At 73.6% G+C, this 22,159-nt stretch carries 7 protein-coding genes; all 7 read right to left on the minus strand.

Annotation, left to right across the window (positions count from 1 at the left end; translation table 11 throughout):
* Positions 1-99: 99 nt before the first annotated feature.
* Genes ABZ484_RS29145 through ABZ484_RS29175 form a run of 7 tightly spaced genes read right to left on the minus strand, consistent with a single transcriptional unit; the run spans position 100 to position 22,140 of the window.
* Complete coding sequence (locus ABZ484_RS29145) at positions 100-984, minus strand: 3-hydroxybutyryl-CoA dehydrogenase (RefSeq protein ID WP_358868908.1); 885 nt, start codon at positions 982-984, stop codon at positions 100-102.
* Entirely contained in the window at positions 981-1,979 is a 999-nt protein-coding gene (locus tag ABZ484_RS29150) for a ketoacyl-ACP synthase III (protein ID WP_358868909.1), read from the minus strand. Before ABZ484_RS29150 ends, ABZ484_RS29145 begins: the two co-directional genes overlap by 4 nt.
* A 1-nt stretch (position 1,980) precedes the next feature.
* On the minus strand, positions 1,981-3,339 hold the full coding sequence (gene ccrA, locus ABZ484_RS29155) for a crotonyl-CoA carboxylase/reductase (protein WP_358868910.1): 1,359 nt from the start codon (positions 3,337-3,339) through the stop codon (positions 1,981-1,983).
* 56 nt (positions 3,340-3,395) lie between these two features.
* On the minus strand, positions 3,396-6,770 hold the full coding sequence (locus tag ABZ484_RS29160) for an amino acid adenylation domain-containing protein (RefSeq protein WP_358868911.1): 3,375 nt from the start codon (positions 6,768-6,770) through the stop codon (positions 3,396-3,398).
* Between the two features lie 2 nt (positions 6,771-6,772).
* The gene (locus ABZ484_RS29165) at positions 6,773-9,883 is read right to left on the minus strand and encodes an acyltransferase domain-containing protein (RefSeq protein ID WP_358868912.1); all 3,111 of its coding nucleotides are present in this window, start codon (positions 9,881-9,883) and stop codon (positions 6,773-6,775) included.
* Between the two features lie 5 nt (positions 9,884-9,888).
* A complete protein-coding gene (locus tag ABZ484_RS29170; RefSeq protein ID WP_358868913.1) occupies positions 9,889-16,479 on the minus strand; it encodes a type I polyketide synthase in 6,591 nt (2,196 codons plus the stop codon).
* 9 nt (positions 16,480-16,488) lie between these two features.
* Entirely contained in the window at positions 16,489-22,140 is a 5,652-nt protein-coding gene (locus ABZ484_RS29175; RefSeq protein WP_358868914.1) for an SDR family NAD(P)-dependent oxidoreductase, read from the minus strand.
* Between the last annotated feature and the right edge of the window lie 19 nt (positions 22,141-22,159).

A 22,159-nucleotide genomic window follows, 5' to 3' on the forward strand; every position in this document is an offset into this window, starting at 1 on the left:
AGCACAGCACCTCGTGTGATCGAACCTTTACGCATGGCGGAAGCGTAGAGGCGACCACTGACAGCGCCGGCCCCTCGCCTGTGCGCGCCGCCGCGGGGGTCACTCGTACGTGTAGAAACCGCGGCCGGACTTCCGGCCCAGCAGACCGCCCTCGACCATGCGCAGCAGCAGCGGCGGCGGTGCGTACAGCGGCTCCTTGAACTCCTCGTACATGGCCTGCGCGATGGACACGGTCGTGTCCAGGCCGATGAGGTCGGCGAGCCGCAGCGGGCCCATCGGATGCGAACAGCCCCGCTCCATGCCCTGGTCGACGACCTCCGCCGTCGCCAGGCCCGACTCGACCATCCGGACCGCGGACAGCAGGTAGGGGAACAGCAGCGCGTTGACGAGGAAGCCCGCCCGGTCCGGTGAGGCGATCGGCTTCTTGCCGAGGACGTCGCGGACGAAGACCAGCGCCCGCTCGCTCACCGCCTCCTCCGTCAGCACCGAGGCGACGAGCTCGACGAGCGGCAGCGCCGGCACCGGGTTGAAGAAGTGCATGCCGAGCACCTGGCCCGGACGCCGGGTCGCGGCGGCGAGCCGTACCACCGGGATCGAGGACGTGTTGGTCGCCAGGATCGCGTCCGGGTCCTCGACGATCTTGTCGAGGGTGGCGAACAGCTCCCGCTTGAGCTGCTCGTCCTCCTTGACCGCCTCGATCACCAGCCGGCGGTCGGCCAGCTCGGCGAGGTCACGGGTGTACGACACCCGCTCCAGCGCCGCGTCGCGTTCCTGCGCGGTCAGCTTTCCCTTGGCCACGCCCCGGTCGAGAGACGCGCTCAGCCGCCGCGGCGCCGTCACCAGCGACGACTCGGAGAACACCGCGACCCTCACGTCCAGCCCGGCCTTCGCGCACAGCTCGGCGATGCCGGTGCCCATGATGCCGCTGCCGACGACACCCACCCGGTCGATGCCGGCCCCGGATCCTTGCGTGGACGTGGTCATGCGTGGGCCCCCCAGGTCAGTAGTGATGCTCCGATCGACATGCCGCCGCCGAACCCGGCGAGCAGCACCAAATCACCCGGCGACAGCGCGCCCGTACGGTTGGCCTCGTCGAGCGCGACCGGCACCGAGGCGCTGCCGACGTTCCCGTACCGGATGAGGGTGCGGTGCGTCCGCGCGGCGGTGAGGCCCGCGCGCTCGACGACGTCGGCGAGCATCACGCCGTTGGCCTGGTGCGGTACGAAGTGGTCGACGGCGCCGATGTCGACGCCGGCCCTGTCCGCCAGTGCGAGAAGGGCCGGCGGCACATGCTCGGCGACGAAGTCCCGTACGCCCCGGCCGTCCATCCTGAAGAAGTGGTCGCCCGCGGCGAGGGTCGCCGCCGACGCCGGTCTGCGGCTGCCGCCCGCCTCGACGCGGATCAGGTGGTGCGCGTCGCCGCGGCTGGACAGGTCGGTCGCGATGATCCCGTACGGTTTCGGCACCGCTCCGACGACCGCGGCGCCGGCGCCGTCGGCGAACAGGATCGCCGTCCTGCGGTCCGTGAAGTCCAGGATCCGCGAGTACACGTCCGCGCCGATCACCAGGACCCGGGCGTGTGGCCGTACGGTCACCAGGGAGTGGGCCAGCGACAGGGCGTAGACGAAGCCGCTGCATACGACGTTGACGTCGAAGCAGGCCGCGCCGTAGGCGCCCAGGCCGTGCTGCACCAGGTACGACGTGGGCGGCTGCGGGAAGTCCCCGGTGGAGGTCGAGACGATGATGTAGTCGATCTGCTGGGCGGTCAGCCCCGCCTGGGTCAGCGCCCGTTCGCCGGCCCTGACCGCCAGATCGGACGTCGCCTCGTGCTCGGCCGCGTAGCGCCGGGACCGGATCTGCGTCTTGCGCTCGATCCACTCCGCGGTGACGCCGACGCGCTCGGCGACCTCCTCGTTGCCCACCTCGTTCTTGGGCAGATACGAGCCGGTGGACAGGATGCCGATGTTCCCGGCGCCCACGTCAGGACACCTCGGCGGAGTCGGGCGCACCCGGACCGCGCAGCGGATTGAGCCGCGCCGCCCCGATCCTCTCCCGCAGGACGGGGTCGGTGACGCCGAGCCCCTCCTCGGGCGCGAGGCAGAGGACGCCGACCTTTCCGATGTGCCGGTTCCGCTGGACCAGCCGTGCGGCCTCGCCCACGTCCTTCAGCGGGTACACCGCGGACAGGACGGGTGAGAGGTGCCCCAGCCGGAAGAGCCGGTTGCACTCCGCCTGCTCCTGGAGGTTCGCCGCGTGGCTGCCCACGATCCGCTTGAGGTTCATCCAGAGGTAGCGGTTGTCGAAGTGGTGGTCGTAGCCCGTGCTGGACCCGCAGGTGACGACCACGCCGCCCTTGCGCACGACGAACACCGAGATGCCGAAGGTGGCCCGGCCGACGTAGTCGAACACGACATGCGGGTCCTCGCCGACCTGCCGCCGGATCTCCCGCCCGAGCCGCTTGCCCAGCTCGATCGTCCGCTCCGGGCCGGGCGCGGCGTCCCCGCCCAGGCCGATCTCGCTCCGGTCGATCACCACATCGCACCCGAGGCGGCGCAGTGCCGCGGCCTTGCGCTCGGAGCCGACCACGCCGACGGCGATGCCGCCCGCGTTCTTCACCATCTGCACCGCGAACGCGCCGAGGCCGCCCGTCGCACCCCAGACGAGCACGATGTCGCCCTGCTTGATCCGCGCGCCGTTGTCACCGACCAGCATCCGGTACGAGGTCGCCGCGGTCAGCAGCACACCCGCCGACTCCTCCCAGGTCAGATGGGCCGGCTTGGGCAGCAGCTGGCTGGCGCGCACCACCGAGTAGTGGGCGAGCCCGCCGAAGTTCGTCTCGTAGCCCCAGATCCGCTGCCCCGCCCCGAGCATCGCGTCGGCGTGCGTGGCCGGCTCCTGGTCGTCGACCTGGACACAGCTGACGACCACGTGGTCGCCCGCCTTCCAGCGCCGCACCCCGGGCCCGACCCGCACGACGATCCCGGCCGCGTCCGATCCGACCACGTGATGCGGCAGATCGTGCCGGGCGGCGTACCCGCCCTGGCGGGCGTTGCGCTTGAGGAAGGCGAACGTGGGCACCGGCTCGAACGTCGCCGACCACACCGTGTTGTAGTTGATGGAACTCGCCATGACGGCGACGACCACCTCGTCCGGCGCGATGTCCGGCATCGGAACCCGTCCGACGTGCAGCGACTTGCGGACGTCCTTGTCCTCCACGCCCTCGAACATGCCGAGGTCCGAGGCCAGGAGATGCGCGGCCTCGTACTCCGGCGGCAGTGCGTGTCGCCCGATCTCGTCCGGGCCGGCCCCGGACAGCAGGGCTTCTGTCAAAGAATCCATGATTCCCCTTCTCCTTGCCCCGCTGTTCGCCGGAGCGGTGGGGCGACGGACGGCGGTCACAGGACCGCGCCCTCCTTCGTCCTCCTGCGCAGCGTCGGCCTGCTGGAGCGGCCGAGGTCCTTCCACATGTCCGACAGGCCGGTGACGGTGCGCGCCGCGAACAGCCTGCGGATCGACACCTCCTGGTTCAGCTCTGCCCGGATCAGGCCGACCAGCCTGATCGCCCGCAGCGAGTTGCCGCCGAGGTCGAAGAAGTCCTCGTCGATGCCCACCCGGTCCAGCTCGAGCACGTCGGCGAACGCCTTGGCCAGCACCCGCTCGGTCTCGTTGCGTGGCGCCCGGTACGTCCCGTCGTCGAACGCGGGCTCCGGCAGCGCCGCCCGGTCGACCCTTCCGCCCGCCGTCACCGGCAGGCGTTCCAGCACCGTGAACACCGACGGCACCATGGACTCCGGCAACCGCCCGGCGGCGAACCGGCGCAGCTCCTCGCCCGACACGGCCTGACCGCCCGCGGGGACCACATAGGCCACCAGCCGCTGCTGCCCGGAGCAGTCCTGCCTGACGGCCACCGCCGACTGCGCCAGGCCGGTGTGCTCGGCCAGCGCCTCCTCGACCTCGGCCGGTTCGACCCTGACCCCGCGGACATCCACCTCGGCGCCGGCCCGGCCCACGTAGGCGAGCCGCCCGTCGGTGCCCCACCGCACCCGGTCTCCGGTCCGGTACATGAGCCCGCCGGCCGGGCCGAACGGACAGGGCACGAAGCGCTCGGCGGTCCGCCCGGGCCGCCCGGGATATCCCCGCGCCACGCGGGGCCCGGCCACGTACAGCTCTCCGGCCACGCCGGCGGGGACCGGCGCCAGTCCCGGTCCGAGCACATAGAGGGTGGTGTGGTCCATCGGGCGGCCGACCTCGCCCGCGTGGCGCACCGGCTCCTCAGGAGCCAGGCGGTGGCATGCGGCGAACACGGTCGACTCCGTCAGGCCGTGGCCGCTGACGATCGTCAGCCCGGGGCAGGCCCGGCGGACCCGGCGCAGCGCGGCCGCGGGCACGCGGTCGCCGCCGGTCCACACCTCGCGCAGCCCGGCCAGGCACTCGGGGCGTTCGGCCGCGATCGCCGAGAACAGGGCGGCGGGCAGCCACACCGTGGAGATCCCGTGTGCCGCGCGCGCCTCGGCGAGTGTGCCGCTGCCGAGCTGCCCGGGGGGAGCCACGACCACCCGGCCACCGTTGAGCAGGGGCACCCACACTTCGAGGGCGAGTGCGTCGGAGGTGTGCGGCGCGTGCCACAGCACGGTGCTGCGGTCGGCTTCCTGCCAGTGCTGGTCCAGGACGAACCGTTCCATGTTCCGGTGCGTCACCGCGACCGCGCTGCTCGCGCCGGCCGTCGCACCGTCGAACAGCACCGCCAGCAGGTTGTCCTGATGCGGGGGGAGAGGGGCCCGCGGCGCGGCGTCGCCGTCGTCGTCGGCGGTGTCGGACGCGAGGTCGTCGAAGACGAACGCCGGCACGTCCGGAGCGGAGGAGAGCACGCCGGCCGTCGCCGCGTCGGTGAGCAGGGCGCACGCCGAGGAGCCGGCGACCACCGGCCTGATCCGCTCCGCCGGGAGCGTCGGGTCGACCGGCAGATAGGCTCCGCCCGCCTTCACCACGCCCAGCAGGGCGACGACGAGGTCCACCGATCGGGGCATGGCCACCGCCACGACTGTCTCGGGTCCGACGTGCCGCCGGCGCAGTGCCCCGGCCACGCGGCTCGACCGTTCGTCCAGCTCCCGGTACGAGACCGTGCCGTCGCCGGACACCAGCGCGACGGCGTCGGGATCCCGCGCCACCTGCCGGGCGAACAGCTGCGGGACCGTCAGGCACGGGAGCAGGGGGTCGGTGTCGTTCGGCGCCGTCAGCACCCGGTTGCGCTCGGCACCGCTCACCACGTCCAGCGCGCCCACCGGCCGCGGGCCGGCGGCCACCAGGGCACGGACGTGGGCGATCAGCTCCTCGCCGATGAAGCGCAGTTCCGCGCGGTCGTAGAGGCGCGCGGGGGCGTCGAGCCGGATGAACAGGTCGCTGCCGGCGCTGCCGTCGGAGTAGACGCCGACGGACAGTTCGTCGAAGGAGCCGGTCGTCCCGCCGAGGTAGCGTGCCGGGCTGTCGGCGAAGTGCAGCTGCTCCACGAACTCGACGACGTTCACGACGGGACCGAAGCTGCCGCGATCGCTCAGGACGGTGCCGCTCGCGCGCTGGATGTCCGAGTAGTGGCAGACGGCGTGGTCGAAGATCTCGTACGTCTCGTCGACGAGCGTGTCGGCGATCTCGGTGAAGGTCGCCCCGAGGTCGATCCGGGCCCGTACCGGCACCACGTTCACCGCCAGTCCGGGCGTCCGGCTCGCCACGCCGACCCGGTTGCCCACGGCCAGGGAGAGCAGGAACTCCGGACGGTCGCAGCGGTGCCGCAGGAACACCGCCATGGCGGCGGTCAGCAGCTGCGACATCCACACGCCCAGGGACTGCGCGGTCTCGGTCCACGCGTCCGCCTCGGCGCGGGGAACGGTCAGCGTGCGGCTGACCATGCCGATGGGCTCGGTCAGCTCCCCCCAGCGGTCGGCGCTGCTCGTCGGCCGGGACAGCGCGGTCCGCTGCGCGTCGGACAGGGCGACCCGCGGAATCTGCGCGGGCGCGGGCGCGTCCGTCAGGTACTCGCGCCAGAACCGCGTGTCCTCGGTGAACTTCTGCGAGGCGAGGTACTCCGTCGCCTCGGTCGAGAACGACTCGGCGTCCCACGGGTGCGGCAGCGGCGGTACCGGCTCCCGGCGCACCAGCGCCGTGTACACCTCGGCGAGGCGCTTGGACAGCAGGCCCCCGGCGCCGAACCCGTCCGATATCAGGTGGTGGTAGGCGATCACCAGGAGGGAGCGGGTCGCCGTGAGCCTGACCGTGCCGAGCCGGAACAGCAGGTCCCGCGCCAGGTCGAACGGCCGGCGCACCATGTCGGCCAGGGCTTCGCGCGCCGCCTGCTCGGGGTCGGCCTCGGCGCTGAGGTCCAGGAAGAACGGCCGCCAGTCCCCCAGTTCGCGGGGGACGATGCGCAGTCCGTCCCCGTCATCGGCGAAGGTGACGCGCAGCACCTCCGCCTCGTCCATCACCTGCAGGAACGCCGCCTCGATGGCCGCCGCGTCCAGCTCACCGTCCACGTCCCACATGGTCAGCGCGTGGTTCGGCGCGTCGGGAGCCATTTCCTGCGCCCGCCACATGCCTTTATGCGCGGACGACGCACCGAACGAACGCACAGAGATCAACTCCTCGACAAACAGCCCGGAAACCGGAGGAATTCGCAGATCACCCCCATGGTCAGGGGGGTCGGTCAGCCGCTTCAAGACAACGCGGTTCCCGGCGGGACAAGCCGCTGCCGCGCTTGCGGTGTCCCGCCGGCGGGACACTCCTACGCCCCCATCAGGGACACGATGTGCCCGGCGATCCGCCGCGGCGACGGGTGCCGAAGCACCAGATTCGGCCTCAGCTTCAGTCCGGTCGACGCGGTCAGGCGTTTGCTCAGCTCCGACGACAGCATCGAGTCGAACCCGAGCTCCCTGAACTCCTGGTCGGGGCCGACCGAGTCCCTGGAGGGATGCCCGAGCACGACGGCGACCCTCTCGAGCACGTGGTCGAGGACGAGGGCCTGCGCTTCCTCGGGGGCGAGGACGGAGATCCTCTCCGAGAGGGGGAGGTCCTGGTCGTCGTTCGCGGGCGGCTTTGCCGGGAACACCTCCGCCGCCACCGCCGCCGTGTGCGAGGAGCTCAGCCAGTACCGCTGCCGCTGGAAGGCGTACGTCGGAAGGTCCACCCGCCGGCGCGTTGTGAACAGGGCGTCCCAGTTCACCGGCCCGCCCCGGACGTGGAGGTGGGCCAGCGAACCGAGCACGGCCTCCACCTCGCCCCGGCCGCGCCGCGACGACGACAGGACCAGCGCGTCGTCCACGTCCTCGACGATCTCCTGCACCGGGACGGTCAGCACGGGGTGCGGGCTCATCTCGACGAACACCCGGAAGCCGTCCTCCGCCAGTCGCCGGACGGACGATTCGAACCGGACCTTTTCGCGCAGGTTGTCGTACCAGTAGTCGCCGTTCAGCTCCGCGGTGTCGATGATCTCGCCGTACAGGGTCGAGTAGAAGGGCAGCTGCGACGAGGTGGGGCTCACGTCGGACAGTGAGCCGATCACCTCGTCGCGGACCCGGGTCACCTGGTGGGAATGGGAGGCGTAGTCGACCTTGATCCGCTGGGCCTGGGCGCCGTCGGCCTTCATCTTCTCGATGAACTCGTCGAGCGCGTCCGGTTCCCCGGACACCACCACGGAGCGGGGCCCGTTGACCACCGCGACGCTCACCCGGTCGCTCCACGGGGCGAGTCGCCGCCGCACCACCTCTTCGGACTCCGCGACGAACGCCATCCCGCCGTGACCGATCAGATCCACCAGAGCCTTGCTGCGCAGCGCCACGATCTTGGTGGCGTCCCGCAGGGACAGCGCGCCGCACACGTGGGCGGCGGCTATCTCGCCCTGACTGTGGCCCACCACCGCGGCCGGTTCCACACCCCAGGACCGCCACAGGGCGGCCATGGACACCATCACCGAGAACAGCGCCGGCTGCACCACGTCCACCCGGTCCAGGGTCGGCGCCCCCTCCACGCCGCGCACCACGTCGAGCAGCGACCAGTCGACCCACTCGGCCAGTGCGGCCGCGCACGCGTCGAGGCTGCGCGCGAAGACCGGGAAGGCGTCGTACAACTCCCGGCCCATGCCGACCCACTGCGACCCCTGCCCGGGGAACATGAAGGCGACGCCGCCGAGGTTCTGGGCGGTGCCGCGGACCACCGCGGCGGACTCCGCGTCCTCGCTCAACGCCCTCAGGCCGTCGAGGAGTTCGTCCCGGCCGCGGCCGAGGACCACCGCGCGGTGCTCGAACCGCGTCCGGCCCGACACCAGCGACCAGCCGGCGGCGGCGATGTCCAGGCCGGCGTCGGCGGCGGCGGCCTCGCGCAGCCTGGCCGCCTGCTGCCGGAGGGCCTTCGGGCTCCTGCCCGACACCACCCACGGCACCAGGCCGCCGACGACGCCCGCGTCCGGGCCGGGCTCGTCCGCCGGCTCCTGCTGCGGGGCCTCTTCCAGGATCACGTGCGCGTTGGTGCCGCTGACCCCGAACGAGGACACCCCGGCCCGCAGCGGACCCTTTGCCCGGGTCCACTCCCGCCCCTCCGTCAGGACCTCGACCGCGCCGGACGACCAGTCGACGTGGCGCGTCGGCTCGCCCACGTGCAGGGTCTTGGGCAGGTATCCGTGGCGCATGGCCATCACGGCCTTGATGACCCCGCCGACCCCGGCGGCGGCCTGGGCGTGCCCCATGTTCGACTTCAGCGACCCCAGCCACAGCGGCCTGCCCTCGGCCCGGTGCCGGCCGTAGGTGGCCAGCAGCGCGCCCGCCTCGATGGGATCCCCCAGCACGGTTCCGGTGCCGTGGGCCTCGACCAGGTCCACCTCCGAGGGCGCGACGCCCGCGTTCGCCAGGGCCTTCAGGATCACCTTCTCCTGGGCGCGGCCGTTGGGAGCGGTCAGCCCGTTGCTGGCCCCGTCCTGGTTGACCGCGCTGCCGCGCACGACGGCCAGCACCGGGTGGCCGTTGCGCCGGGCGTCGGACAGCCGCTCCAGGAGCAGCACACCCACCCCCTCGGCCCAGCCGGTCCCGTCGGCTCCGTCCGCGAAGGCCTTGCACCGGCCGTCGGCCGACAGAGCGGCCTGCCGGGAGAACTCCACGAACATCGCGGGCGTCGCCATCACCAGTGCCCCGCCCGCCAGCGCGAGCGAGCACTCGCCCGAACGCAGCGACTGCACCGCCATGTGCAGGGCCACCAGCGACGACGAGCAGGCCGTGTCCACCGACACCGCCGGCCCGGTCAGCCCCAGCTCGTACGCCACCCGGCCGGAGGCGACGCTCAGCGCGCTGCCGTACAGCAGGTAGCCCTCCAGCTCCTTCTGGCCGCCCTCCAGGAAACGCCAGCCGTACTCGGACGAGCTCACCCCGGAGAAGACGCCGACCTCGCTGCCGCGCACGTCGGCGGGGACGATGCCGGCCCGCTCGAAGACCTCCCACGACGTCTCCAGCAGCAGCCGGTGGTGCGGGTCGACCGCCAGCGCCTCGCGCGGGCTGGTGCCGAAGAAGTCCGCGTCCCAGCCGGCCACGTCGGCCAGGAACCCTCCCTGACGGGTGTACGCGTGGCCGACGGCGTCGGGATCCGGGTCGTACACGTCCCGCCACCCGCGGTCCTGCGGGAAGTCGCCGACGACGTCCCGGCCCTCGCGGACCACGTCCCACAGGTCCTCGGGCGTCGACACGCCTCCCGGGTAGCGGCATGCCATGGCCACCACGGCGATCGGCTCGCCCCGGCCGGCCTTCAGGGCGTCGTTCTCCTGCCGGAGGCGGTCGCGCTCCTCGAGGAGCGTGCGGAGCGCCCGCTGGACCCGGTCCGCGCCGTCCGCCGTGCGTTCCGCGGAGTCGGTCATGTCACTTACCTCTTCTCATCCAGAGCCAGGTCGACCAGTGCTTCCAGATCCAGGCCCGACAGTTCGTCCGTCCCGGCGCCCGCGTCCGCCACCGGAGCGCCGCCGCCCGTCCCGGGCGCCGCGGCGCACGCCAGGACCGGCTCCAGGAGGCCCGCGCGGCGCAGGCTGTCGATCGGCACGGTCCGCAGCACTTCGCGGATCTCGGCGTCCTCTGCGTTCTCTGCGTTCTCGGCCGGGCCGGTGTCCGCCGCCGGACGCAGCAGGCCGAACAGGTGCTCGCTCAGCTCGCGTGGTGTCGGGTAGCTGAAGACGATGGTGGACGGCAGGCGCAGCCCGGTGGCGGCGTTCAGACGGTTGCAGAGTTCGACCGCGATCAGCGAGTCGGATCCGAGCCGCGTGAACGCCTCGTCGACGTCGACGCCCGCGCCGGAGGGGTGTCCGAACACGACGGCGACCTGCTCGCGGACCCACTCCAGGAGGGCTGCCCGCGCCTCGTGGGCCGGCAGGGCGGCCAGCCCGGCGGACAGTCCGGCCGGGCCGCCGTCCTCGGCCGTGCCCGTCCGGTTCCGGCGCGGCCGGCCGCCCTCGACGAGGTCGCGCAGGATCGGCGGCAGCTCGTCACCGCTCCTGGCGCGCAGCGCGGCGACGTCCAGCCGGGCCGGGACGAGGACCGGCCTGCCGCTCGCGCACGCCGCGTCGAACAGGGCCAGCGCCTCGTGGGTGGGCATCGCGGCGATGCCCGTCCGCCGCAGCCGGGAGAGGTCGGCCTCGTCCAGCTCCCCGGTCATGCCGCTGCTCTGCTCCCACCAGCCCCAGCACAGTGAGGTGCCGGCCAGGCCGGACGCCCTGCGCTGCGCCGCCAGACCGTCCAGGAAGGTGTTGGCCGCGGCGTAGTTGGCCTGTCCCGCGTTGCCGAGCGTGCCCGCCAGGGCGGAGAACTGGACGAACGCCGACAGGGTGCGGCCCCGGGTCAGCTCGTGCAGGGCGACCGCGCCGCCGACCTTGGCGCGCAGCACCTGGTCGACGTCCCGCGCGGTCAGCGACTCGACGGTGCCGTCCGCGAGCACGCCCGCCGCGTGCACGACCGCGGTCAGCGGGTACCGGCCGGGCAGGTCCGCGAGCAGGTCCGCCACGGCCGCCCGGTCCGCGACGTCGCACTGGACGACCCGTACCGCCGCTCCCGCGGCATGGAGGTCCGCGACCAGCTCGGGCACACCGTCGGCGGCCGTGCCGCGGCGGCTCGCCAGCAGCAGGCTCCGTACGCCGTGATCGGTGACGAGGTGCCGTGCCACGAGCGAGCCCACTCCCCCGGTCCCGCCGGTGACCAGCACGGTGCCGCCGCCGAGGCCGTCGCCCACCTCCAGGACCAGCTTGCCGACGTGGCGGCCCTGGCTCATCTCGCGGAACGTCGAGCGTGCGTCGCGGATGTCGCGCAGGGAGACCGGGTTCAGCCGCACCAGCCGGTCGGCGAACAGCTCCATCACGGCCCGGAACATCTCCTGGATCGCGTCCGGGCCCGCCTCGTAGAGGTCGAAGGCCTCGTAGCCGACTCCGGGGTGGTCGGCCGCCACCCGGCGGGGGTCGCGGATGTCCGTCTTCCCCATCTCGACGAAGTGCCCGCCGCCCGGCAGCAGCGTCAGCGAGGCGTCGACGAACTCGTGCGCGAGGGAGTTCAGCACGACGTCCACGCCGCGGCCGCCCGTGGCGTGCAGGAACTTCTCGGCGAACTCCAGGTCGCGTGAGGACGCCAGGTGCGTCTCGTCCAGTCCCAGATCGCGCAGCACGGGCCACTTGGCCGGGCTCGCGGTGGCGTAGACCTCGGCGCCGGCGTGCCGGGCCAGCTGGACGGCGGCCATGCCGACGCCGCCGGCCGCGGCGTGGATGAGGATCCGCTGCCCCTCGCGGAGGTTCGCCACGCGGAAGAGCCCGTGGTAGGCGGTGAGGAAGGTGCACGGCACGGACGCCGCCTCCGCGTAGCTCCACCCGTCGGGGATGTGCACGAGCATGCGGTGGTCCGCCACGGCCGTGCGGCCGAAGGCGCCGGTGAACACGCCGGTCACCCGGTCGCCCGGGGAGAAGCGGGTGACGTCGTCCGCCACCTCGGTGACGACTCCGGCGCCCTCGCTGCCGAGTCCGGCGTCGATGGCCGTGCGCTCCACCAGGCCCAGCGCGATCGTGACGTCCCGGAAGTTGAGCCCCGCGGCCTGCACGGCGATGCGGACCTGGCCGCTCGTCAGGGGGGCCTCCACCTCGGGGCACGGGACCCAGGTCAGGTTCTCCAGCGTCCCCTTGTCCGTGATGCCGAGCCGGTGGGCGCCGGCCGGAGCCGGCCCGATCCGGTGGTCCGCGGGTGAGGCCGCCGTCAGGCGGGGGACCAGGCAGCCGCCGTCGCGCAGCGCCAGCTGGTCCTCGTCGAGGGCGAGCACGTCCGGGAAGCGTGCCCAGGACGTCTCCTCGTCGTCGATGTCCACCAGCCGGAACCTGCCGGGGTGTTCGGTCCGGGCCGACCGGACCAGGCCCCACACGGACGCACCGGGGAGGCTTTCGACGCGCTCGCCCGCGCCGGTGTCCACGGCCAGGCGGGTGAGCACCACCAGCGTGGAGTCGGCGAGGGCGTCCTCGGCGAGGAACCGCTGGATCCATTCCAGTACGCGCTTGTCCGTGCCGCCGACCTCGGCGAGCAGATCGGGGCCCGCGGGGACGAAGTCGTCCAGGCACAGGACGAGGTGCCGGGGCGGCTCGCCGGAGAGGACCTCGTCCATGGACCCGTGGAACGACACGGCGCCCTTGCCGCCCGCCCCGAGGAGCCGGGAGGCCGGGCCGCCGGGTGCGCCGAGGACGCTCCACCGCCCGCGGTGCGTCTTCCGCCCGCCCTCGTCCGCGGCCGGCCGCCACCGCACCTCGTACAGCTGCTGCTCCCGCTCGCCGCGCGCCGAGCGCACCTGCTCGGCGCCGGCCGGCCGGAACGTCAGCGCTCCGACGGACGCGACCGGGCGGCCCTGCTCGTCGGCGACCGTCAGCGACACGGCGTCCTCGCCGGCCGGGGAGAGGCGGACCCTGACGGTCGGGGCGCACCGCCCGGCCTGCTCCACGCCGGACCACGCGAAGGGCATCCGGCCCTGCTCGCCCGTCACCTCGACGACTCCGCCGGCGATCGACGCGTGCAGGACGGTGTCCATCAGGGCCGGGTGCAGGGCGAAGGCGCCGGCGGCCGGGCCCTCGGCGGCGTCCGGCAGCGTGGCGAGGGCGTACAGGTCGTCGCCGTGCCGCCAGACCTCGCGCAGTCCGCGGAACGCCGGACCGTAGTCGAAGCCCGCGTCCGCGAAGTCGTCGTAGAGAGTGCCGATGTCGAGCTGCCGGGCCCCGGCCGGTGGCCACACGGCGAGCGCGCGCCTGCCGTCCGCCCACGCGGGCGTCCCCCCGGTGCCGGGAGCCAGGGTGCCCAGGGCGTGCCGGGTCCAGCCGTCCGCCGCCCGGCCGTCCTCGCCGGGCCGCGAGTACACCTCCAGCGAGCGGCGTCCCGTCCCGTCCGCGTCGCCGACGACGATCCGTACCCGCACCTCGCCCGAGTCGGGGAGGATCAGGGGGACTTCCAGGGTGAGTTCCTCGACCGTGCCGCACCCGACGTGGCGGCCCGCCGACAGCGCCAGGTCCAGGTGGGCCGTCGCCGGTACGACGACCGCGCCGAACACGGCGTGATCGCCCAGCCAGCCGTGGGTCCGCAGGGACCACAGGCCGGTGAACACCACCTCGCCGGTGCCGGGATGGTCCACGACGGCACCGAGCAGCGGGTGCTCCGGGGCCGACAGACCGGCGGAGGCGACGTCCGCCGTCCCTGTCCCGGCCAGGAGGTCCAGCCAGTACCGCTGCCGCTGGAACGCGTACGTCGGCAGGTCCACCCTGCGGCGCCTGCCGAACAGGGCCTCCCAGTCCACGGACCCGCCCCGCACGTGCAGCTGGGCCAGTGCGCCGATCAGCGCCTGCGGCCCTGTGCGGTCCCGCCGCGACGCCGACAGGACCACCGCGTCGTGCACGCCCTCGCCGGCGAAGGCCTCCTTGGTGATGGCGGTGAGCGTGGCTCCCGGTCCCACCTCCAGGAAGACGGTGGCACCGGCGGCACGGGCGCACTCCACCGCGTCGTGGAAGCGCACGGGCTCACGGACGTGGTCGACCCAGTACCGGGCGGACGCCAGTTCCTCGAGGGTGACCTCGCGGCCCAGCCTGGTGGAGACGATCGGGACCGACATCTCGCCCGCGGGGAGTTCGCCGAGCGCCGCCGCGAACTCCTCCAGTACCGGGTCCATCAGCGGGGAGTGGAACGCGTGGTCGACCGCGAGCAGCTTCGCCGAGGTGCCCTCGGCGACGAGCCGGTCGCGGATCGCGTGGACCTGGTCGCGCAGGCCCGAGACCACGACCGACTCCGGGCCGTTGACCGCGGCGACACCGACGCGGTCGTACTCCGCGAGCAGGGTGCTCACCCGGGCTTCCGAGGCGCGTACGGCCAGCATGGCGCCGCGCTCGGTGACCGTCTGCATGGTCCGTCCGCGGGCGGCCACGAGCCTGGTCGCGGTGTCCAGGTCGAGGACCCCGGAGACATGGGCGGCGGCGATCTCGCCGACGGAGTGGCCGATCAGACGGCCGGGCGGCGGGCAGTACCGCGCGAGCAGCCGGTACAGGCTGACCTGAAGGGTGAACAGCGCGGGCTGGGCGACGTCCGTCCGCTCGCGGTCGGCGGGCTCGTCGGCGAGGAGCACGGGCTTGAGCGCGTAGGGCAGGTGCGCGTCGAAGCGTGCGCAGATCTCGTCGAGGCTCTGCGCGAAGGCCGGGAAGGCCTCGTACAACTGCCGTGCCACACCGGCCCACGGGGAGCCCTGTCCCGGGAACAGGAAGACCGAGCCGCCCGATTCCCCGGCCGTGCCGCGCACCACCGCGGCGGACTCCGCGCCGTCGCCCAGCGCCTCCAGCGCGCTCAGCAGTTCGTCCCGGTCGTGGCCGAGGACCACCGCGCGGTGCTCGAACCGGGTCCGGCCCGACACCAGCGACCAGCCGGCGTCGACGAGGTCCAGGTCCGCGTCGGCGGCGGCGAAGGCGTGCAGCTTCCGCGCCTGTGCCCGCAGTGCCCGCTGAGACCGCGCCGACAGCACCCACGGCACCAGCCCGCCGCCGCGGTACGGCGGCCGGCCGGCGCCGGTGTCCGTCTCCTCCTCGGGCGCCTGCTCCAGGATCACGTGCGCGTTGGTGCCGCTGACCCCGAACGCGGACACGCCCGCGCGCCGGGGCCGGTCCTCGGGCGTGGTCCACTCCCGGGCCTCGGTCAGCAGCTCCACCGCCCCGGCCGACCAGTCCACGTGCGTGGAGGGACGGTCCACGTGCAGCGTCTTCGGCAGCACGCCGTGCCGCATCGCCATGATCGTCTTGATGATGCCGCCGACGCCCGCGGCCGCCTGTGTGTGCCCGATGTTCGACTTCAGCGACCCCAGCCACAGCGGACTGCCGGGATCCCGGCCCTGCCCGTAGGTGGCCAGCAGGGCGCCTGCCTCGATGGGGTCGCCCAGCGTCGTGCCGGTCCCGTGCGCCTCCACCGCGTCCACCTCGGCGGCCTGTATCCGGGCGTCGGCCAGCGCGGCCCGGATGACGCGCTGCTGCGCGGGACCGCTGGGAGCGGTCAGGCCGTTGGACGCGCCGTCCTGGTTGACGGCCGAGCCGCGGATCACCGCCCAGATCCGGCGCCCGTTGCGGCGCGCGTCCGACAGCCGCTCCAGGACCAGCATGCCGACGCCCTCGGCGAAGCCGGTGCCGTCCGCCGCGTCCGCGAACGCCTTGCACCGGCCGTCCACCGACAGGCCCCGCTGCTTCGACATCTCCCGGAACACCTGCGGCATCCCCACGACGGTGACACCGCCGGCCAGGGCGAGTGAGCACTCCCCGGACCGCAGGGACCGCACGGCCTGGTGGACGGCGACCAGCGACGACGAGCACGCGGTGTCGGTCGACACCGCCGGGCCCTGAAGCCCCAGTGCGTACGCCACGCGCCCGGACGCCACGCTCAGCAGGGAGCCGATCTGCGCGTAGCCCGCGATGGCCTCCGGGGTGGCGAAGTGGTTGCCGTATCCGAAGTACGCGAGACCGGCGAACACCCCGGTGTCGCTGCCGTGCAGGGACTCCGGGTCGATACCGGCCCGCTCCACGCACTCCCACGCGGCCTCGAGAAGGAGGCGCTGCTGCGGGTCGGCGGCGAGCGCCTCGCGCGGGTTGATCCCGAAGAAGTCGGCGTCGAAGTCACCGGCGTCGTACAGGAATCCGCCCTTGCGCGTGTAACAGGTGCCGGGGTGGCCGGGGTCCGGGTCGTAGAGGTCGTCCAGGTCCCAGTTGCGGTCGTCGGGGAAGTCGGACACGACGTCCGCGCCCGCCCGCACCAGCTCCCACAGCTCCTCCGGGGACGCCACCCCGCCCGGGTAACGGCAGGCGACACCCACGATCGCGATGGGCTCGGCGGCGGCGTCCGTCAGCTCCTTGAGGCGCTTGCGGGTCTCGATCAGCTCGATCGACGTCCGCTTGAGGTAGTCGAGAACCTCGGCGTTGTTGTCGTGTGTCATCGCTTTCCCCTAGCCGAGCTCTTTGTCCAGCAGCGCGAGGAGCTCCCCCGCTGAGGCGGAACCGATCTGGTCGGCGATGGCGGCCGGTGATCCGTCGCTCGCCATCGAACGGACTCGGCCCTGCAACTCGCCGAGCAGAGTGGAGATGGTGGTCCTGTCCTCCTCGGCGAGCCCGAGGAACGCGTCCTCCAGCCGGGCGCCCAGTCCTTCGATCTCCTCGACCAGGTGATCGGCCGGGGACCGCCGGCCGGCGGCACCGGGGTCCTCGGTGATGCCCGCGCCCAGGAACCGGGCGACGGCGGCCGGGTTCGGGTGGTCGAACACGAGCGTGGCGGGCAGCTTCAGGCCGGTCACCGCGGCCAGCTTGTTCCGCAGCTCCAGCGCCGTGAGCGAGTCGATCCCGAGCTGCTTGAACGTCGCGGCCGGACCGATCCGCCCGGTGTCGTCGTGGCCCAGGACGAGAGCGGTCTGCGTCCGTACGGCGTCGAGCAGCGCCGCCTCCGCCTCGGCGGGCGGCAGCGACCTCAGCTGCTGCCCGAGCGGGATGCCGGCGGCCTCCTGGCCCGCCGGGCCGCCGGGTCCGGCAGGGGCCTGGGCCAGCGTGCGCAGGAGCGGCGAAGCCATCCGGCCGGCCTGCGCCGTGCCCGGTGCCGAGAGGTTCAGCCGCACCGGCACCAGCACCGGCCGGTCCGCCGCGACCGCCGCGACCGCCGCGTCGAAGAGCGCGAGCCCCTCCTGCGACGACATCGGCTGCACGCCCTGCCGCTGCATGCGGAGGACGTCGGCGTCGCTGAGGCCGGCGCTCATCTCGCTGCGCTCCGCCCAGAAGCCCCAGCACAGCGCTCCGGCGGGCAGTCCGTCGGCCCTGCGGGCTTCCGCGAGGCCGTTGAGGAAGGCGTTGGCCGCCGCGTAGTTGGCCTGTCCCGCCGTGCCGAGCACACTCGCGACGGAGGAGAACAGCACGAACGCGGACAGGTCCAGATGCGCGGTCAGCTCGTGCAGGTACCAGGCACCGCGCACCTTCGGCGCGAGGACCGCGTCCAGGCGGTCCTCGGACAGGGCCTCGACGACACCGTCGTCCAGCACGCCCGCACAGTGGATCACCGCGGTCAGCGGGTGCTCGGACGGCACCGAGGCGATCAGTTCGGCGACGGACTCACGGCTTGTCACATCGCAGGCCACGATGTCGACGTGCGCCCCGGCCCCGGTCAGCTCCTCGCGCAGCGCGGCCGCCGCCGGCGCCTTGGCCCCACGCCTGCCGGCCAGCACCAGCCGGCGCACCCGGTGCCGGGCGACGAGGTGCCGGGCCAGCATCGCGCCGAGGCCGCTGGTGCCGCCCGTGATCAGCACCGAACCGGAGCCCAGAGCACGGACGTCCGGTGCGTCGTCGAGGGGCCGGCGAGTGGTGGACGCGCCGGTGGCGTGGGCCAGCCGGGGAGTGGTCACGCGGCCGGCCCGGATCTTGAGCTGCGCCTCTCCGGTTTCGGCGGCCGCCGGGACGAGGGCTTGCGAGTCGGGCCGGCCGTCCGTGTCCACGAGAACGAACCGGCCGGGGTTCTCGGTCTGCGCGGCGCGCACGAATCCCCAGATCGCGGCCGCCGCGGGGTCGGGGTGGGGAACCTGCTCGTCGTGGAACGCCTCCCGCGTCACGATGACCAGCCGGGAGTCGGAGAACCGGTCGTCGCGGAGCCAGGCCTTGGTCCACCGCAGCACCTGGTGCAGACGGCGCTCGACGGCGGCGGGTGTGTCGCCGTCCTCCGGAGCCGTCCGGCCGATGCCGGCGATGACGACCTGGGGGGTCCGCCCACCGGAGGCGGCGAGTTCGTCGAGGTCGGCGAAGACCGTCCCGTCCTGTCCCGGGGACGCGGTGTGCGCGTCGGACTCCCCCACTGCCCGAAGGGCGTGGGAGGCGTCCCCGCCCAGCACCGCGTACCGGCCCGGGGCCCGGCCGGGGGCGACCGCGACGGGGGCCCAGTCCACCTGGAACAGCGAGTCCTGGTGGTCGAAGCCCAGCTCGGTCAGCTTCTCCACGTCGGCGGGCCGCAGGCTCAGCGACGCGACGCCGCCGACAGGCGCCCCGCTGCCGTCGGCGAGCGTCACGGACAGCGTGTTCTCGCCCGCGGGGGCGAGACGCACGCGCAGCACGGCCGGCTGGGCGGCGTCGACGCGGATGCCCGTGCAGCGCAGCGGCAGCCAGCCCTCGGGCCGGGAGCCGTCGACGAACCGCCCCAGGCCGACCGGCAGCAACGCGGCATGCAGCAGCGCCGGATGGACGCGGAACCGGCCCCGGTCCGCGCCGTCGGGCGTGGGCAGCTCCACCTCCGCGAACAGGGTGTCGCCCTGGCGCCACACCGCTTTCAGACCCCGCAGCAGGGGCCCGTGGTGGAATCCGAGGGCGGACAGCCTGGTGTACTCGTCCTCGAAGGGCACGGCGGCCGCGCCCGCGGGCGGCCAGGAGGTCAGGCCCTCCCGCGCCGGGCTGGTCCCCGGGGTGCCGGATCCGACGGCTCCGACGGCGTTGCGCGTCCACCCGGACTCGCCCTCGCCCCGTGAGTGCACGCTGATCGCCCGCTTGCCGTCGACCACGACGCGGATCTCCCGCTCGGCCGTCCGGGACAGCACCAGCGGTGTCTCCAGGGTGAGTTCGTCGACGCCGTCGCACCCCGCCTTGTGCGCGGCCCACACGGCCAGCTCCGCCAGCACCATGGCCGGTACCAGGACGGCGCCGTGGACCACATGGTCGGCGAGCCACGGGTGGCGCTCCAGGGACAGGCGCCCGCTGCCGACGACCCCGCCGTGCCCGCCGTCGTCGGGCAGATCGATCACGGCATCGAGCAGCGGGTGGTCCGAGGTGCTCGCGGTGCTGGTCTCGGCGGGGGTGTTCAGCCAGTAGCGCTGCCGCTGGAAGGCGTACGTGGGCAGCTCGACCCGGCGGCCGTCGCAGCCCTCGAACGCCGCCTCCCACGACACCTCGACGCCCGACACGAAGGCCTCGGCCGCCGACTGGTACAGGCGCGCGAGGCCGCCTTCGCCGCGGCGCAGCGAACCCACCACGAACCCGGTGGCTCCGGGGGTGGCGTCGAACATCTCCTGGATGTTCAGGGTGAGCAGGGGGTGCGGGCTGACCTCGACGACCGCACTGCCGCGCTCCTGTTCGACCAGGCGCCCCATGGCGGCGGCGAACTGCACCGGTTCCCGCAGGTTGCGGTACCAGTACGCCGTGTCGAGCTCCAGGGGGTCGATCAGCCCGCCGGTCACCGTCGAGTAGACCGTCACCGGCGAGGGCATGGGGGTGATCCGGCCCAGCTCCTCCTGGAGCCGGCCGTCGAATCGGTCCATCAGCGGGGAGTGGCCGGGAACGCTGGACTTGATCAGCCGTGCGCGGACGCCTTCGGCCTGGCAGGCCGCGACCAGTTCCTCGACGGCCTCGGTCTCGCCGGAGACCGTCGCGGAGTTCGGTCCGTTCACCGCGGCGATCCCGATCCGGGACTCCTGGCCCCGGATCAGCTCCCGCACGCGGTGTTCGGGCAGCAGGATCCCGGCCATGGTGCCCTGCCCGGTGACCGTGGCCAGCAGCCGGGACCGCAGGGCCACGATCTTGGCGGCGTCCTCGAGTGTCAGGGCGCCCGCGACGCAGGCCGCGGCGATCTCGCCCTGGGAGTGGCCGATCACCACGTCCGGGGTCACCCCCAGCGAGCGCCACACCCGCGCCAGCGACACCATCACCGCGAACAGCACCGGCTGGACGACGTCGATGTCCTCCAGGTCCGCCGCCTCGGGCCCTCCGCACACGGTGTCGATCAGTGACCAGGACACCCATGGCTCCAGGGCCTTGGCGCACGCGCGCAGCTGCTCGGCGAAGACCGGGGAGGACTCCCACAGTTCGCGGCCCATCGCGGTCCACTGGCCGCCCTGGCCGGGGAAGACGAACACCGTCCTGCCCACCGGCTTCGCGACTCCGGACACCGCGGCGGCGGGAGCGGACTCGTCGCCCGCGGCGACGGCGGCCAGGCAGGCGAGCAGTTCGTCCCGGTCGGCGCCGATCACCACCTGGCGGTGCTCGAACAGCGATCGCGTGGTCACCAGCGCGCGCCCCACGGCCGCGGCCGGCAGGTCCGCGTCCGCGGCCACATGGTCCCGCAGCCGCAGCGCCTGCTCGCGCAGCGCCTGCTCCGACCGCGCCGACAGCACCCACGGCACCGCCGCGGGGGCGCCGGCCGTGAGTCGGCCGGCGGATCCGGGCGCCGCCTCGTGCCCGACGCTCTCGGGTGCCTGTTCGAGGATGAGGTGCGCGTTGGTGCCGCTGATGCCGAAGGACGACACGCCCGCGCGCCGGGGCCGGTCCTCGGGCGTGGTCCACTCCCGGGCCTCGGTCAGCAGCTCCACCGCCCCGGCCGACCAGTCCACGTGCGTGGAGGGACGGTCCACGTGCAGCGTCTTCGGCAGCACGCCGTGCCGCATCGCCATGACCATCTTGATGATGCCGCCGACGCCTGCGGCCGCCTGCGTGTGCCCGATGTTCGACTTCAGCGACCCCAGCCACAGCGGACTGCCGGGGTCCCGGCCCTGCCCGTAGGTGGCCAGCAGCGCCTCCGCCTCCATGGGGTCGCCGAGCCTCGTGCCGGTCCCGTGCGCCTCCACCGCGTCCACCTCGCCGGACGACAGGCCGGCATCGGCCAGGGCCGCTCGGACCACCCGCTGCTGTGCCAGTGGGTTCGGCGCGGACAACCCGTTGGAGGCCCCGTCCTGGTTGACGGCCGAGCCGCGGATCACCGCCCAGATCCGGCGCCCGTTGCGGCGCGCGTCCGACAGCCGTTCCAGGACCAGCACGCCCGCGCCCTCGGAGAAGCCGGTGCCGTCGGCCGCGTCCGCGAACGCCTTGCACCGGCCGTCGGCCGACACTCCCCGCTGCCGGGACAGTTCCACGAACATCCCCGGGGTCGGCAGCGTCGACACCCCGCCGGCCAGGGCCAGTGCGCACTCCCCGGACCGCAGGGACCGCACGGCCTGATGGACGGCGACCAGCGACGACGAGCACGCGGTGTCGGTCGACACCGCCGGGCCCTCCAGACCCAGCACGTACGCCACGCGGCCCGAGGCCACGCTGTTGTACGTCCCCGTCATCGTGAAGCCTTCCACCTCGCCGGCCGCCCCGCCGCCCATCCGCGGGCCGTAGTCGACGCTGTAGATCCCCGTGAACACCCCGGTCGCCGAACCCCGCAAGGAGGCCGGGTCGATACCCGACCTCTCCAGCGCCTCCCACGACGTCTCCAGCATCAGCCGCTGCTGCGGGTCCATCGCCAGCGCCTCGCGCGGGCTGATGCCGAAGAACGACGCGTCGAACTCCGGGAGGTCATGCAGGAATCCGCCCGTGCGCGTGTACGTCTTTCCGTGGGCCTCGGGGTCCGGGTCGTAGATCCCCTCCACGTCCCATCCGCGGTCCAGCGGGAAGTCGCCCATCGCGTCCACACCGCCCGACACGACGTCCCACAGCCCCTCGGGGGAGGTCACCCCGCCCGGGAAGCGACACCCCACACCCACGACGGCGACGGGCTCGCGCGCGGACTCCTCCAGCTCGCGCACCCGCTCGCGCAGCTCCTGCGCGTCGCCGACGGCACGTCGCAAGTAGGACCGGAGCCTGTCGACTTCGACTTCCTCCACCAGGGTCTCCTCAACGGTT

Source organism: Streptomyces sp. NPDC006393, from assembly GCF_040628575.1.
Classification (GTDB): domain Bacteria; phylum Actinomycetota; class Actinomycetes; order Streptomycetales; family Streptomycetaceae; genus Streptomyces.

Bases quoted from the DNA above. Each gene is read 5' to 3' on its own strand.
- ABZ484_RS29145 (WP_358868908.1), bottom strand. From the start codon at position 984: ATGACCACGTCCACGCAAGGATCCGGGGCCGGCATCGACCGGGTGGGT.
- ccrA (WP_358868910.1), bottom strand. From the start codon at position 3,339: ATGGATTCTTTGACAGAAGCCCTGCTGTCCGGGGCCGGCCCGGACGAG.
- ABZ484_RS29165 (WP_358868912.1), bottom strand. From the start codon at position 9,883: ATGACCGACTCCGCGGAACGCACGGCGGACGGCGCGGACCGGGTCCAG.
- ABZ484_RS29170 (WP_358868913.1), bottom strand. From the start codon at position 16,479: ATGACACACGACAACAACGCCGAGGTTCTCGACTACCTCAAGCGGACG.